The organism is Stenotrophomonas hibiscicola ATCC 19867, from assembly GCF_000382065.1.
Classification (GTDB): Bacteria; Pseudomonadota; Gammaproteobacteria; order Xanthomonadales; family Xanthomonadaceae; genus Stenotrophomonas; species Stenotrophomonas hibiscicola.
On record NZ_KB907501.1, the window covers coordinates 371888 to 385913 of the forward strand.

Annotated in this window: 15 protein-coding genes; 7 read left to right on the top strand and 8 right to left on the bottom strand. The window is 68.8% G+C overall.

Translation table 11 applies throughout. The annotated features are described in order from the left end of the window. Positions 1–102: 102 nt before the first annotated feature. Entirely contained in the window at positions 103–1515 is a 1413-nt protein-coding gene (locus tag G370_RS0113855) for an MFS transporter (RefSeq protein WP_019661140.1), read from the top strand. Between the two features lie 135 nt (positions 1516–1650). On the opposite strand, the gene G370_RS0113860 is transcribed toward G370_RS0113855, so the two are convergent. The 4 genes from G370_RS0113860 to G370_RS0113875 are packed head-to-tail and all read right to left on the bottom strand — an operon-like array spanning position 1651 to position 4505. Beyond that, a complete protein-coding gene (locus G370_RS0113860; protein ID WP_019661141.1) occupies positions 1651–2448 on the bottom strand; it encodes an N-formylglutamate amidohydrolase in 798 nt (265 codons plus the stop codon). Beyond that, entirely contained in the window at positions 2441–2995 is a 555-nt protein-coding gene (locus G370_RS0113865) for an NUDIX hydrolase (protein ID WP_019661142.1), read from the bottom strand. Before G370_RS0113865 ends, G370_RS0113860 begins: the two co-directional genes overlap by 8 nt. Then, on the bottom strand, positions 2992–3927 hold the full coding sequence (locus G370_RS0113870) for a 5'-3' exonuclease (RefSeq protein ID WP_019661143.1): 936 nt from the start codon (positions 3925–3927) through the stop codon (positions 2992–2994). The genes G370_RS0113865 and G370_RS0113870 overlap by 4 nt, the downstream gene beginning before the upstream one ends. Then, positions 3924–4505: a nitroreductase family protein gene (locus tag G370_RS0113875; protein WP_026347148.1), complete on the bottom strand. Its 582-nt coding sequence runs from the start codon at positions 4503–4505 to the stop codon at positions 3924–3926. Before G370_RS0113875 ends, G370_RS0113870 begins: the two co-directional genes overlap by 4 nt. Positions 4506–4836: 331 nt before the next feature. Here G370_RS0113875 and G370_RS0113880 point away from each other — a divergent pair, with 331 nt between their 5' ends. Next, positions 4837–7158: a DUF1631 domain-containing protein gene (locus tag G370_RS0113880; protein ID WP_019661145.1), complete on the top strand. Its 2322-nt coding sequence runs from the start codon at positions 4837–4839 to the stop codon at positions 7156–7158. Positions 7159–7210: 52 nt separating this feature from the next. After that, on the top strand, positions 7211–8290 hold the full coding sequence (locus G370_RS0113885) for an NAD(P) transhydrogenase subunit alpha (RefSeq protein WP_019661146.1): 1080 nt from the start codon (positions 7211–7213) through the stop codon (positions 8288–8290). A gap of 100 nt (positions 8291–8390) precedes the next feature. On the opposite strand, the gene G370_RS0113890 is transcribed toward G370_RS0113885, so the two are convergent. The 3 genes from G370_RS0113890 to G370_RS0113900 are packed head-to-tail and all read right to left on the bottom strand — an operon-like array spanning position 8391 to position 9763. Then, positions 8391–8852, bottom strand: a complete 462-nt coding sequence (locus tag G370_RS0113890) for a DUF3106 domain-containing protein (RefSeq protein ID WP_019661147.1) — start codon at positions 8850–8852, stop codon at positions 8391–8393. A gap of 3 nt (positions 8853–8855) precedes the next feature. Further along, positions 8856–9182 carry a hypothetical protein gene (locus G370_RS0113895; RefSeq protein WP_019661148.1) on the bottom strand — a complete coding sequence of 109 codons (327 nt, stop codon included), beginning with the start codon at positions 9180–9182 and terminating at the stop codon, positions 8856–8858. After that, positions 9179–9763 carry an RNA polymerase sigma factor gene (locus tag G370_RS0113900; protein ID WP_019661149.1) on the bottom strand — a complete coding sequence of 195 codons (585 nt, stop codon included), beginning with the start codon at positions 9761–9763 and terminating at the stop codon, positions 9179–9181. The genes G370_RS0113895 and G370_RS0113900 overlap by 4 nt, the downstream gene beginning before the upstream one ends. 98 nt (positions 9764–9861) lie before the next feature. Between G370_RS0113900 and G370_RS0113905 the strand changes: the two genes are divergently transcribed. Next, positions 9862–10182 carry an NAD(P) transhydrogenase subunit alpha part 2 gene (locus G370_RS0113905; RefSeq protein WP_019661150.1) on the top strand — a complete coding sequence of 107 codons (321 nt, stop codon included), beginning with the start codon at positions 9862–9864 and terminating at the stop codon, positions 10180–10182. Beyond that, a complete protein-coding gene (locus G370_RS0113910) occupies positions 10179–11639 on the top strand; it encodes an NAD(P)(+) transhydrogenase (Re/Si-specific) subunit beta (protein ID WP_019661151.1) in 1461 nt (486 codons plus the stop codon). Before G370_RS0113905 ends, G370_RS0113910 begins: the two co-directional genes overlap by 4 nt. A gap of 111 nt (positions 11640–11750) precedes the next feature. Here G370_RS0113910 and G370_RS0113915 read toward each other — a convergent pair whose 3' ends face one another. Beyond that, positions 11751–12170: a hypothetical protein gene (locus G370_RS0113915; RefSeq protein ID WP_019661152.1), complete on the bottom strand. Its 420-nt coding sequence runs from the start codon at positions 12168–12170 to the stop codon at positions 11751–11753. Between the two features lie 122 nt (positions 12171–12292). Here G370_RS0113915 and sufT point away from each other — a divergent pair, with 122 nt between their 5' ends. Next, positions 12293–12844 carry a putative Fe-S cluster assembly protein SufT gene (gene sufT, locus G370_RS0113920; RefSeq protein ID WP_005415385.1) on the top strand — a complete coding sequence of 184 codons (552 nt, stop codon included), beginning with the start codon at positions 12293–12295 and terminating at the stop codon, positions 12842–12844. Positions 12845–12903: 59 nt separating this feature from the next. Continuing rightward, a complete protein-coding gene (locus G370_RS0113925; RefSeq protein ID WP_019661153.1) occupies positions 12904–13998 on the top strand; it encodes a branched-chain amino acid aminotransferase in 1095 nt (364 codons plus the stop codon). Positions 13999–14026 lie beyond the last annotated feature (28 nt).

Genomic DNA, 14026 nt, shown 5'->3' on the forward strand with positions numbered 1-14026 from the left:
GGTTCCATTCATGCTGAAAATCATGACAGATATGGCTGGAAAGGGGTTTATTGATAGCTCTGCATCAATGAGACTGCGCTCCCCCACAGCACCGGACCGTCGATGCCTCCCCTCAAGTACCCGCGCTGGGCGCTGGCCCTGCTGGCCACCGCCCAGCTGATCATCGCCCTGGATGCCACCATCATCTTCGTCGCCCTGCACGACATGGGGCGCGCGCTGCAGATCAACGCACAGCAGCTGCAATGGGTCGTCAGTGCCTACACCGTGGCCTTCGGCGGCAGCCTGCTGCTGGGTGGCCGTGCCGCCGACCTGATCGGCCGTCGCCGCTTCTACCGGCTGGGCATGCTGCTGTTCGCACTGGCGTCGCTGCTCGGCGCGCTGGCGCCGAACGCCACCCTGCTGATCATCGCGCGTGCGGCGCAGGGCATCGGCGCGGCACTGCTGTTCCCGGCCACGCTGGCGCTGATCAACACGTTGTATGCGGAAGGTCCGGTGCGCAACCGCGCACTTGCGATCTGGAGCATGGCCAGCGCGGTGGGTCTGGCGCTGGGCACGCTGCTCGGTGGCGTGCTGACCCAAGCGTTCGGCTGGCCGGCGGTGCTGGCAGTGATCGTGCCACTGGCCACCACCTGCGCGGTCGCTGCGGGCGCGTGGTTGCCGGCCGATGGCCCGCGTCTGCAGGGCCGTTCCTTCGATCTGGCCGGTTGCCTCACCGTCACTGCCGGCGGCAGTCTGCTGGTCACTACCCTCGTGCAAGGGCCGGAGTGGGGCTGGACTGCGCCGGCCACGCTGGGCTGCCTGCTGCTGTCGGTGCTGCTGCTGGTGGCGTTCGTGCAGATCGAACAGCGCAGCCGCGATCCGCTGATGCAGTTCGCGTTGCTGCGGCTGCCCGGACTGCGCGCGGCACTGGGCCTGACCTTCGCCTTCATGAGCAGCTATGGAGTGCAGTACTACTTCATGGCGCTGTACTTCCAGGACGGCTACGGCTGGAGCCCGCTGCAGGCCGGCCTGGCTTTCCTGCCGGCGACGGCGGTGTGCACGGTCGGCATCCAGCTGGCGGAGTGGGCGCTGAAGCGCTGGAGTGCACGCAAGGTGCTGGTGCTCGGCCAGCTGGCCGGTGCCGTTGGCATCGCCTGGGCCGCAGCAACACTCCCGCACGCCTCGAACTTCTGGCCGCTGCTGCCCGGCGTGGTAGTGCTGAGCATCGGCCAGGGCATGACCTGGACCTCGATGTGGATCGTGGCCGGGCAGGGCGTGCCGTCCGCACAGCAGGGTGTTGCATCTGGCATGGCGGCGACCGCGCAGCAGATCGGTGGTGCGCTGGGCCTGGCGGTGCTGGTGATGGTGGCCAATGCCCATGCGGGTGCAGCCGGTTCGCCGAGTGCACTGGCCGGGCTGGTGCGCGCCGAATACGGTGCCGCCTTGTTTTCACTGTTCGGCGTGGTGATCGCGCTGGGCCTGCGCCCGGCGCCGGCCGAATCGGCCGCCACCGTCTGCCCGGCCAACGAGGCATGATTGAAGGCGCTGCCGTGGGTGGATGTGCCGCGCCTGGGCAGTGCCGGCCGCTGGCCGGCAAACACATTGATCCAACTACCCTGAGGTTTCCGGCCAGCGGCCGGCACTACCGATCCGGAATGGATCCACGCGCATTCAACCCAGCGCCAGCAACTGCGGCTGCAACGCGCTGAAGATCCGCGCCAGCCGCTCTGCCCACGCCTGCTGCCCGGCGGCATCGGCGATCAGGTCCTGGCGGATCTCCAGTTCCACGTGCACCAGGCCGCGCCCTTCGCCATGCACCGGTACCGCGTAGTCGCTGGTACTGCTGACCGAATACGGTTCGTTGTCACCGACCACCAGGTCGCCTTCATCGCGCAGTGCCTGCAGCAGGGCATGCGCAAAGCGCGTGTCCTGGTGGTACAGCACGCCGGCGTGCCACGGTCGCTGCGCGCCGTTCATCACAGGGGTGAAGCTGTGCATCATCACCAGCAGGGTGGGGCGGCCGGCAGCGCGGCGCGCGTCCAGTTCCGCATCGATGCGGGCGTGGTACGGTGCGTGGATCGCATTGATGCGCTGCTGCCGCTGCGCCGCCGACAGCGCGGCATTGCCGGGCACCACGGTGTGGTCGCTCACCTCCGGAATCAGCGTGGGCGAGGCCAGTGGGCGGTTGCAGTCGATCAGCAGCCGCGAATAGGTCTGTTCGATCGCCCAGGCATCCAGCCGTTCGGCCAGTGCACGAGTGGTGCCGGCAATGCCGATGTCCCAGCCGATATGGCGGTCCAGTTCGGCCTGCGGCAAGCCCAGGCCTGCGAGGGCACGCGGCACCTGCTGGCCGGCGTGGTCGGCCAGCAGCAGGTACGGCGACGCGCCCTGCGGCCGGTGGAGGGTGTAGATCGCCGGGTCGTCGGCGCCGAGCAGCGCCGGCAGCGCATGCAGGTCGGCGTCAGCCACGCGGGCGTCCGTCCAGGTGATGCTCGATCATCCACAGCCCGGCCCAGAGCTTGGCGTCCAGCTCGTAGCCTTCGCCCATCTTCTGCACCAGCCAGGCCGCTGCCTCACTGCGCGGAATCTCGTGGACGATGATGTCCTCGCTGTCGTCGCCACCCCCTTCGCCGATCCGGCGCAGGCCGGTGGCGCGCACGAAGGCGATCTTCTCGCTGCTGGCGCCGGAAGAGGTCGGGCCGATCAGCAGCACTTCGGCGTGATCGGCGGTCCAGCCGGTTTCTTCCTCGAGCTCGCGCACGGCCGAGACTTCAATCGATTCGCCGGCGTGGATGTCGCCGACCAGGCCGGCCGGCATCTCGATGGTGGGGGCCTGCAGCGGTACACGGAACTGTTCGACGAACAGCACCTTGTCCTCCGGGGTGACGGCGATGATGATCGCCGCCAGGCCGCCGGCGTGGGTGCGTTCGCTGTATTCCCAGGTACCGCGCACGACCATGCGCTGGTACTTGCCTTCATAGACGACACGCGGGGCTTCGGTATTGCGCTGGCTCATGCGGGCTCGCTGTGGGTGGGAAGAGGGTCGGCCACGCCAGCGGCATCGAACAGCCGGCGGCGGGTCATCGGGCCGAATCGAAGGGTCTGGCACAGGCCGCCGAGCAGTTCCGGGTCGGCCGCCTGGCGCAGCAAGCCGGGTTGGCTGCCTTCCAGCGGCGCGTCCAGCGCGATGGTGGTCAGCTGGCGCCAGAGCCGGGCATGCTCGCGCTGCTCGCGCAGGCGCACCGCCATCTGGGCCGCGCCGCGCAGGCGCAGGAACGGCACTTCGTCCAGGCGTTCGTACAGTGCATCCATGCTGCCGAAATGGGCCAGCAGCACGGCGGCGGACTTGCTGCCCACGCCACTGATACCGGGAATGTTGTCCACCGCATCGCCGCACAGCGCCAGGTAGTCGGCAATCTGGTGCGCGTGCACGCCGTGCCGCGCTTTCACCCCGGCCACGTTCCAGCGCTGGTTGCGCGCATAGTCCCACTGCTCGTCATGGTCGGCCAGCAGCTGCGACAGGTCCTTGTCGGCGGAGATGATCACGCCGCGATGGCTGCTGCGGTGAACGTGCAGGGCGCTGCCGATCAGGTCGTCGGCCTCGTATTCGTGGTGCGCCAGCACCGCCAGGCCCAACGCCGCGCATAACGCCTTGCAGTGCACGAACTGCCGCTTGAGTGCTTCCGGTGCCGGATCACGGTTGGCCTTGTAGGCCGGGTACAGGCGGTGGCGGAAGCCGCTGTCCAGCGCTTCATCGAAGGCGATGGCGATGTGCTGCGGGCGCTCGCGCTCGAGCAGGTCCAGCAGGAAGCGGGCGAAACCGTGCACGGCATTGGTCGGCCAGCCCTGCGCGTCCTGGAACTGGTCCGGCAGCGAGTGCCAGGCGCGGAACACGTAGATGCTGGCATCGACAAGGTACAGCGAAGGCGGCGGTGCCGGCAGGCTCATGCCGGCGGCGTCCAGTCGCGCAGCAGCGCGGCCGGGTCCGGACGCTCGCGCTCGGGCACGGCGGCCTTCGGCGTACCGATATGGATGAAACCGGCGACGCTCTCGCCCTCGGCCAGGCCCAGGTAGGCGTGCACGGCGGGGTCGAAGGCCATCCAGGCGGTCAGCCACTGCGCGCCGAAGCCCAGCGCCTGTGCGGCCTGCAGCAGGGCGAAGCAGACGCAGCCGGCGGTCATCAGCTGCTCCTGTTCGGGGACCTTCGGGTCCGGTCGCGGGCTGGCCACCACCACGATCACCAGCGGGGCATGACTGAAACGCTGGCGGTCCTTCTCGAATACCGCCTCGCCGGCATGCGGGTCGCGCTGGCGGCTGCGCTCGGCCAGGAAGTTGCCCAGAGTGTGACGTGCATCGCCGGCGATCTTCAGGAAGCGGAACGGTACCCGCTTGCCGTGGTCGGGCACGCGTACGGCCGAGGCCAGCATGCGCTGCAGGGTTGCCGGGTCCGGGCCGGGCTCGCCCAATTGCCGCGAGGGCACCGAGCGGCGGGCATCCAGGGCAAGCAGGGCAGTGGGGTCGGGCATGGAGTCTGAACCGGTCATCACGGGCATTTGATTATAGTCGGGGTGGTCGAAGACGCCGTCTGGGTCGCGTCCAGCCCCTGAATACCAAACTGTGATGAACATCATGCCACTGGCGGGAAAGGGACGGCCGCCTGCTCTCGCCTCGTGGGCCTTGCACGGCTTACGATATCCATCTTGCCGGGCCGCCGGTCATGAGGTTTGAAGTGAGGACTGTTTCACTGTCCGTGACGGGCTGGCCGGCCTACCATCGACGTACCGGTACATGGGGTGTGCCGGCCGCCGCGATGTCCATGCTGACTGTCGTACCAGAGAAGGTGGGGAGCCTTCCCGAATGATGAGCGCGCCCACACCGATGGGATCGCCGGGTCGTGACCCGGTCCAGTTGCAGCGTGCCCGGGACATGGTCCTGCCCGCGCTGTGCCAGGTTTTCGGGGCCGCACTGGCGCGTTTCGACGACGCACTGTTCGACCGCGCCGGCAATGCCGGTTCGTCGCAGCTGCTGTTCCTGGATGCGATGCGTGAACTGCGCCGCCGCCGCGAGGACATCGCCGGTGCCTTCGCCGGCCATCTGCAGCGGGCTTGGGACGCGCTCGCCAGCGGCGAGCCGCTGTCGGCCGAGGCGACCCTGTCCGGTCCTGCCGAAGATGGCCTGAGCCTGCTGGCCGAACATGTACTGGAATCGCGGCTGGCGGTGCGCAATTTCGCCACCGTGCTGCTGCGCGACTTCAAGCCGGTGCTGGCGCGGCTGGACCAGCGCCTGGGCCGCCTGATCGGCGGCGCCGAGCTGGATGCCGACCACAACCCGGTCAGCCCCGAACACCTGGGCGTGGCCATCCACGAGGCCTTTGCCGGCTGCGAGCTGGCGCCGGAAGTGCACCTGGTGCTGATCAAGCTGTGCGAGCGCGACCTGCGCGCGCCGGTGGGCCGCATCTACGAGAAGCTGGACGAGCAGCTGGCCGCCGCTGGCGTGATGTCGCAGGTGGGGGCCCCGCGGCGTCCATTGTCGGCCGCGCCCGACCCGCGCATGGCGGCGGGGGCGGATGATCTGGTCGAGCCGCGCCACGCGGCGGGCTTGGAATCCGAGTTCAGCGATGATGAGCAGGCCGCGCCGGCCTGGGCGCAGCGCTTTGCCGCGCGCTGGTCCGAGCGCCGTGGCCACATGCAGCAGCATCTCGGGGGCGACGATGCCGGCAACGGCGAGGCGTATGCCGGCCAGCAGGGCATGCTGCTGGAGGCCCTGCATGAGCTGCTGCAGCAGACCCGTCACGTTCGCGAGGATGCCACCTCGGCCGCGCAGGTCGCGGTCGGCCAGCATCGCCCGTTGAGCCAGCGCGAGATGATGTCGGTGCTGTCACTGCTGCAGGCCACGCCCAGCGCCACCCTGCGCGCGGCCATCGGCGAGGACGGCGAATCCCTGGCGCAGCGGTTGAAGAGTGAAGTACTGTCCAGCGCGACCCGGCTGGGCGTCGATCCGGGCCAGACCCGGCTGGACCCGCAGGACGAGGATGCGATCGACCTGGTGGGCATGCTGTTCGACGTGATGCTGGACGAGCGCGAACTGGAAGGCCGCTCGCGCGAGCTGATCGGCCGCCTGGTGGTGCCCTTCGTCAAGGTGGCGATGCTCGACCGCCGGATGTTCGTGCAGAAGACCCATCCGGCGCGCAAGCTGCTCAACTCGCTGGCGGAGGCCTGCGAGGGCAACACCGGCGAGAGCCAGGCCGAGCGCATGCTGATGGCCAAGGTCGAGGAGATCATCGAACGGCTGGTGGCCGAGTTCAACGAGAACCTGGCGATCTTCCTGACCCTGGAAGAGGAATTCCGCGAGTTCCTCGTGCAGCACCGCCGCCGCGTGGAAATCGCCGAGCGGCGCGCCGCCGAAACGCAGCGTGGCCAGGAAAAGCTGGAAATGGCCCGCAGCCGGGCAGGTGCCGAACTGGACCGTCGCATCGGCGATGCCTCCCTGCCGCCGGCCATCGCCGAGTTCCTGCGCCAGCCGTGGCAGCACCACCTGACCCTGGCCCTGCTGCGCGAGGGCGAGGAGGGCGCGTCGGTGGCCGAGGCACTGAGCCTGGCCGACGGCCTGCTGGAGGAAGTGGCCGAGGCGCGCCGCCAGATCGTCGGCAAGCCATGGCTGCAGGCCTGGCAGCCGGCGCTGGCCAAGGTGTTCGGCAGCGTTGGCGTGCACGGTGATGCCGCCACCGGCGCCATTGATGCCCTGCATGACACCTTGCAGGGCATTGCCGAATCGCGGCCGGAGCTGCAGCGCGCGCTGCCGGAGCTGCCGCAGGTTGCGTTGCCGGTACCGCCGGTGGCTGAATCGCCAGCGGTCGAGCTCGGCGGGCAGATCGACGCCGACGATTTCGACAACGCCGATGCCGACCGCTTCCGCCGCATGGAAATCGGCAACTGGCTGGATTTCGTCGACAAGGACGGCAAGGTCCAGGCCGGCAAGCTGTCCTGGGTCAGCCCGATTTCCTCGCGTCTGTTGTTCGTCAACCGTCGGGGCGTGCGCTTCTGCGTGGCCTCGCCGGAAGAACTGGCGGTGATGGTGCGGCTGGGCCGCCTGCGTGCCCACGTTGACGATGGCGCCTTCGACAGCGCGATGCAGGGTGTGATCGATCGGCTGGACCCGGGCAGCGCAACGCTGCACTGAGCCGTGGCCGCCTGCTAGGATCGGGAAAACTCACCGATCAGCGGGGACCTGCATGGCCGTGGCGTTGCTGGGGATCAAGGAGACCGCGCCGGGCGAACGGCGCGTGGCGCTGACGCCGGAAACCGCGCGCAAGCTCGGGGCCATGGGCATTGCCGTCTGGTATGAGGCGGGCGCGGGTTTGGCCGCTGGTTTCACCGACGCCGCCTATGACGATGCCGGTGCACGCGTCTTCGACGCGGGCCGCTGGGCCGAGATCGACATCCTGCTGTGCGTGCAGGCCCCCCCTGCGGCGGTGCTGGAACAGCTCAAGCCCGGCGCCAGCGTGGTCGGCCTGCTGGCCCCGGCCAGCGATCCGGCGCTGGCCGCGCTGGCGACCGATGGTCGCCTGCAGCTGTTCCCGCTGCAGCAGCTGCCGCGCACCACCCGTGCGCAGGCGATGGATGTACTCAGTTCGCAGGCCGGCATGGCCGGCTACAAGGCGGCGCTGATCGCTGCAGAACGTGCACCGCGTTTCTTCCCGATGCTGACCACCGCCGCCGGCACTGTGCGCCCGGCCAAGGTGCTGGTGATCGGTGCCGGCGTGGCGGGCCTGCAGGCCATTGCCACCGCGCGCCGCCTCGGTGCACAGGTGGAAGGCTTCGACGTGCGCCCGGAAACCCGCGAGCAGATCCAGTCACTGGGTGCACGCTTCCTCGATCTTGGCGTGAGTGCGGCCGGCGAGGGCGGTTATGCGCGCGCACTGAGTGATGAGGAGCGCGCCGAGCAGCAGCGCCGGCTGGCCGACCACCTGCGCAGCGTGGATGTGGTGATCTGCACCGCAGCGGTGCCGGGGCGACCGGCGCCGACGATCGTGACTGCGGCAATGGTGGAGGGCATGGCTGCTGGCAGCGTGATCGTGGATCTGGCTGCCGAGAGCGGTGGCAACTGCGCTCTGACCCAGCCGGGGCAGTGCATCGAACACCAGGGCGTGACCATTGATGGCCCACTGGGCCTGGCCAGCCGCGGCGCGACCCAGGCCAGCGAGATGTATGCGCGCAACCTGCTCAACTTCGTCGCGCTGTTCGTGCGCGAAGGGCAGCTCGGTTTCGACTGGGAAGACGAGTTGCTGGCCAAGACGCGCTGGCAGGCGTGACCTGACCTGCATGCTGTAGAGCCGAGCCCATGCTCGGCTTGCGCAGACGCGATGAAGCAGCCGGGCGTGGGCTCGGCGCTACAGAGGATTGAATCTGGCCTTACCGGGGCTTCGCCGGCGGCGGGTTGTCGCGCACCCAGTCCTTGCGCTGTTCCGGCGTCATCTGTGACCAGCGCTCGCGCAGGGCATCGCGCTGCGCGGGGGGCAGCCCCCGCATCTGGCCGAACAGGGCGCGGGCCTGCTCGCGCTGTTCCGGGCTCATGTGCTCGAAGCGGCGCAGGCCGCGGCGGGCCTTGTCGCGCTCTTCCGGACTCATCGATTGCCAGCGCTGGCCGTGCGAGAGCATGCGCTGGCGCTGGCCGGCATCGGCGCTGTTCCAGCGGTCGCGTAGCGGCGCCAGCAGGGACTCCCGCTGCGCTTCACTCAACTGTTCCCAGGCCGGCAGCGGTGCGGCCGGCGCAGGGCGTGCGGCAGGGGCGGGCGCGGCGCTCTGCGCCACCGCCGGGACGGCCGGCAGCAGCAACAGGGTCATCAGCAGGGGCAGGGTGTGCAGTCGGGGCATGATTCACTCCATCGCCAGGTCGGTATCGCCCAGCCACAGGTACAGATCGGGATTTTCGTCGTAGAGCGCGCTGTTGTCTTCCACCGCGGCAAGCACAGGTGCCGGCGCAGGGCCCGTCAGCGTGCCATGGCCGGTGAACTGCAGGCCTATTCCCAGCGCCACCACCAGCGAGCACGCACTGGCCAGCCACCAGCGCCAGCGCCCCCGGTGGGCGGCCGTGGCGCCGTGGCGAGCGTGGCGCAGCCGGGCCAACGTTGCAGGCGACAGCGCCTGCAGCGACTGCGCATGCAGGCTGCGCAGGGTGTCGTCGGAAGGCAGGGAGCGTTTCACGGGTGGATCTCCAGATAATCCTGCAGCGCCTGCCGGGCGCGTGCCAGATGGGTTTTTACCGCGCCTTCGCTGCAGCCCATGGCGCGGGCAGTGGTGGCCCCGTCCAGGTCCTGCAGCACGCGCAGGGTGAAGGCCTCGCGCTGGCGGGCGGGCAGGCGGCGCAACGCGTCCACCAGCTGCTGGTACTGCTGGCGCTGTTCATGCGCCTGTGCCGGGTCGGGGCCGGGATCGGCCCAGTCGATCCCGCCGCCTTCCGCGTCTTGGTTGTCGCGCCAGAACGGCAGGCGGAAGCGGCGCCGGCGCTGCACGTCGATCACGCGCCGGCGCAGGATGCTCCAGAACAGCGGTGCCCATTCGGCCGCCGGCTTGTCGGCGTAGTCCAGCATGCGCATGAGCGCGTCCTGCACCGCATCCATGGCGTCTTCGCGCTGGCGCAGGCCGGCCTCGGCGAAGCGGAACGCACGCGGGCCGACGCTGGCCAGGAACGCCTCCAGCGATGCCGGCGGGGCATCGGTCTCGGCGCTCGGGGGGACGGGGCTGCTCACCAGCACAGGGTACGGTTCCTCGCTCGGGGTCACCATCGACAACGCGTGAGCGCCGCTTCGGTTGACGCCGGGTGCACGCGGGGTTCAGCCCATGGTTATGATGGGACGACGAAGACAGAGCAGGAGCGTTGCCAGTGAGTGACGGGTTCGTGGCGCTGTACATCTTCATGCTGGCGGCCATCGCCGGCCACGTGATCATTTCGCGGGTGCCGGTGATCCTGCATACCCCGCTGATGTCGGGCTCCAACTTCATCCACGGCATCGTGCTGATCGGCGCGATGGTGGTGCTGGGGCATGCGCAGACGCCGCTGGAGAAAGCCCTGGGCTTCCTCGCCGTGGTGCTCGGTGCCGGCAACGCCGCCGGTGGCTACGTGGTCACCGCGCGCATGCTGGAAATGTTCAAGCCGAGCGCGCCCAAGGGGGGCCAGGACGAACCGAAGGAGCCGCAGGCTTGAACATCAGCACCGTCGAACTGCTCGATTGGCTGGTCAAGGCCAGTTACCTCGCTGCCGCCACGCTGTTCCTTCTGGGCCTTCAGCGCATGGCCTCGCCGCTGACCGCGCGCAGCGGCATCCGCTGGGCCGGGCTGGGCATGCTGCTGGCCACGGTGGCGACCTTCTTGCTCCCCGAACTGCACAACGTGCCGCTGATCCTGGTGGCGCTGCTGCTCGGCGCCGGCCTGGCCTGGTGGTCGGCCGGCAAGGTCGCCATCACCGACATGCCGCAGATGGTGGCGCTGTACAACGGCATGGGCGGTGGCTCGGCGGCGGCGATCGGTGCGGTGGAACTGCTGCGCTACGCCTTCCTGGCCCATCGCGATACCCGCCACTGGAGCGCGCAGGCGCTGGCCGACCTGGCCGCGCGCCAGCCGTCGGGCACGGTGCTGCTGCTGGCGGTGGTCGGCGCGGCGATCGGTGCCGTGTCGCTGTCCGGTTCGGTGATTGCCTGGGCCAAGCTGGATGGGCGCCTGGACAAGCGCGTGACCTGGCCCGGCCAGCAGGTGATGAACCTGCTGGTGGCGCTGGCCGTGGTGGTGCTGGCGATCATCGCCGCCAGCACGCTCAGCACCTGGGCGATCATCGCCTTCTTCGTACTGGCGCTGGCGCTGGGCGTGCTGATGACGCTGCCTATCGGTGGCGCCGACATGCCGGTGGTGATCTCGCTGTACAACGCGTTCACCGGCCTGGCGGTGTCGTTCGAAGGCTACGTGCTGGGCAACGAGGCATTGATCATCGCGGGCATGATGGTCGGCGCCGCCGGCATCCTGCTGACCCGGCTGATGGCCAAGGCGATGAACCGGCCGATCCGCAATGTGTTGTTCTCCAACTTCGGTGGTGGCGCCGGCGGGGAAGCGCAGGCGATCAGCGGTGCGCAGAAGCCGATTGAAGCGTCGGATGTCGCGGCGATGATGGCCTACGCAGAACGCGTGGTGATCGTGCCTGGTTACGGCATGGCCGTGGCGCAGGCCCAGCACAAGATCTGGGAGCTGGCGCAGCGGCTGGGCCAGCGCGGGGTGAAGGTGAAGTTCGCCATCCATCCGGTGGCCGGGCGCATGCCCGGGCACATGAACGTGCTGCTGGCCGAAGCGGGTGTGCCCTACGACCTGATCGCCGACATGGACGACATCAACCCGGAGTTCGCCAACACCGACGTGGTGCTGGTGATTGGTGCCAACGACGTGGTCAATCCGGTGGCACGCACCGACCCGGCCAGCCCGATCTACGGCATGCCGGTGCTGGACGTGGTCAATGCGCGCAACGTGGTGGTGATCAAGCGCGGCAAGGGCACTGGTTTTGCGGGCATCGAGAATGCGCTGTTCTACGCCGACAACGCCCGCATGCTGTACGGCGATGGTGCCGAAGCGGCAGCCTCGCTGGTCAGCGAGTTGAAGGCGCTCGACGGCGGGCATTGAGGCCGTACCGGTAGCGCCGGGCCATGCCCGGCGGCGTTTCGTGCGGACCGCTGCGCTCGCCGGGCATGGCCCGGCGCTACCCTCATCCACGCGTGACGTGGATCTGCGCGGTCAGCGCGCCAGCCAGGCGCCCACGGCCACGCCCAGCGCCAGCCACAGCCATTCCACCGCGCCATTGGCGAGGGCGATCAGGGTCCAGGCCAGGTGCGGGCCCATCCGCAGGGTCGCGTCCCACAGGTCCAGCCCGATCGAGCCGCCCATCCAGGCGCTGGCGATGGTCCAATTGGCGACGGCGGTCACCAGCAGGGTGCCCAGCACGACCAGTGCAATGCGCAGCCGGCCCGGGCCCAGCGTACCCATGCGCAGCATGAACACCAGTTCCAGGGCGGTCACAACCGCCATCCAGCCGACCTGCCGGCCGGTCATCAGCGCCAGCACCATCCAGGCGAGGGGAGCAACAAGCAGGCCCAGCAACAGCATGATGGGCCAGAGCCAGGTCACGGTCCTGGCACGCGCGGCATTGGAGGACATCGAAGCTCCCTGAAGATCACCCACAGGATACTGTGGTTTGCCGCAGTGCACCGGCGGCGGCAGGGCGGCTGGGCTAGAATGCCGTCTTGCGTGGCCCCGGCCACGGCCCCATATCGGTCCCCATGTATTCCCGTAGCAGCGAACCTGTCCACTTCGAACGCGATTGCGAGGCCGTGATGGTCCCGCAGGGCGACACCGTGACCCTGCCCGCCGGCAGCTATGGGTACATCACCCAGGCGCTGGGCGGCAGTTATTCGGTGTTCGTCGAGGGCAACCTGTTCCGCATCGCCGGCAAGGACGGCGACGCCATCGGCAAGGAAGCGCCGGCACCGCTGGAACTGCCGGCCGACGCCACCGATGAACAGGTGGAACAGCTGGTATGGCAGCAGCTGCGCACCTGCTTCGACCCCGAAATTCCGGTGAACATCGTCGAACTGGGCCTGGTCTACGAGGTCGAGATCAAGCACCTGGACGAAGGCAAGCGCGAGATCGATGTGAAGATGACCCTGACCGCACCGGGTTGCGGCATGGGCGAGATCCTGGTCGACGACGTGCGCAGCAAACTCGAAATGATCCCGACGGTGGCCGAGGCCGACGTCGACCTGGTGTTCGACCCGCCGTGGAACCAGCACATGATGTCCGAGGCGGCCCGGCTCGAGACCGGCATGCTTTGACCCACGGCCCGCAGTGACGCGGGCCCGGCAATACCCGCAACCAGAACAGGAAATCTCCGGTGTCCCAGTCCATTCCCAGCTTCGCCGTCACCCGTTCGGACCACCCGCGCAGCGCTGAAGAGCGCGCCAAGATCCTGGAGAAGCCGGGCTTCGGCCTGCACTTCACCGACCACATGGTGGAAGTACGCTGGGACAAGGACACCGGCTGGCACAACGCCAACGTGCGTGCCTACGGTCCGCTGCAGCTGGACCCGGCCGCGGCCGTGCTGCACTACGGCCAGGAGATCTTCGAAGGCATCAAGGCCTACCGCCATGCTGACGGCTCGATCTGGACCTTCCGCCCGGATGCCAACGGCCGTCGCCTGCAGCGTTCGGCGCAGCGCCTGGCGCTGCCGGAACTACCGGTGGAGATCTTTGTCGAATCGCTGAAGCAGCTGATCGCCGTCGACGGCGACTGGGTGCCGTCGGCCGACGAGTCGAGCCTGTACTTCCGCCCGTTCATGATCGGCGATGAAGCCTTCCTCGGCGTGCGCGGTGCGCACAAGGCCGGCTACTACGTCATCGCCAGCCCGGCCGGCCCGTACTTCGCCAAGGGCGTTGCCCCGGTGTCGATCTGGCTGTCCACCGAATACGCGCGTGCGGCCAAGGGCGGCACCGGTGCTGCCAAGTGCGGTGGCAACTACGCCGCCTCGCTGCTGCCGCAGCAGAAGGCGCAGGCACAGGGCTGCTCGCAGGTGCTGTTCCTCGACCCGGTCGAAGGCAAGTACCTGGAAGAACTGGGCGGCATGAACGTGTTCCTGGTCTACAAGGACGGCACGCTGGTCACCCCGGAACTGTCGGGCAGCATCCTCGAGGGCATCACCCGCGAGAGCATCCTGCAGCTGGCCCGCGACCGCGGCATGAAGGTCGAAGAACGCAAGGTCAGCATCGACGAGTGGAAGGACGGCGTCGCCTCCGGTGCGATCAGCGAAGTGTTTGCCTGTGGCACCGCCGCGGTGGTCACCCCGATCGGCCAGCTGAAGGGCGAGGGCTTCTCGGTGGGCGACATCAACGCCCCGGCCGGCGAAGTGACCATGTCGCTGCGCAAGGAACTGACCGACATCCAGTACGGCCGCCTGCCGGACCGCCACAACTGGCTGGTCAAGCTGGGCTGATCGCCCACATCGAATCGTAGAGCCGGGC

What these genes read in the sequence shown, in the direction of transcription:
- G370_RS0113890 (WP_019661147.1), bottom strand. Translation starts at nt 8,852, where the DNA reads ATGCCCCGACTGCACACCCTGCCCCTGCTGATGACCCTGTTGCTGCTG.
- G370_RS0113900 (WP_019661149.1), bottom strand. Translation starts at nt 9,763, where the DNA reads ATGGTGACCCCGAGCGAGGAACCGTACCCTGTGCTGGTGAGCAGCCCC.
- G370_RS0113875 (WP_026347148.1), bottom strand. Translation starts at nt 4,505, where the DNA reads ATGCCCGACCCCACTGCCCTGCTTGCCCTGGATGCCCGCCGCTCGGTG.
- G370_RS0113885 (WP_019661146.1), top strand. Translation starts at nt 7,211, where the DNA reads ATGGCCGTGGCGTTGCTGGGGATCAAGGAGACCGCGCCGGGCGAACGG.
- sufT (WP_005415385.1), top strand. Translation starts at nt 12,293, where the DNA reads ATGTATTCCCGTAGCAGCGAACCTGTCCACTTCGAACGCGATTGCGAG.
- G370_RS0113880 (WP_019661145.1), top strand. Translation starts at nt 4,837, where the DNA reads ATGATGAGCGCGCCCACACCGATGGGATCGCCGGGTCGTGACCCGGTC.
- G370_RS0113855 (WP_019661140.1), top strand. Translation starts at nt 103, where the DNA reads ATGCCTCCCCTCAAGTACCCGCGCTGGGCGCTGGCCCTGCTGGCCACC.
- G370_RS0113915 (WP_019661152.1), bottom strand. Translation starts at nt 12,170, where the DNA reads ATGTCCTCCAATGCCGCGCGTGCCAGGACCGTGACCTGGCTCTGGCCC.
- G370_RS0113865 (WP_019661142.1), bottom strand. Translation starts at nt 2,995, where the DNA reads ATGAGCCAGCGCAATACCGAAGCCCCGCGTGTCGTCTATGAAGGCAAG.
- G370_RS0113870 (WP_019661143.1), bottom strand. Translation starts at nt 3,927, where the DNA reads ATGAGCCTGCCGGCACCGCCGCCTTCGCTGTACCTTGTCGATGCCAGC.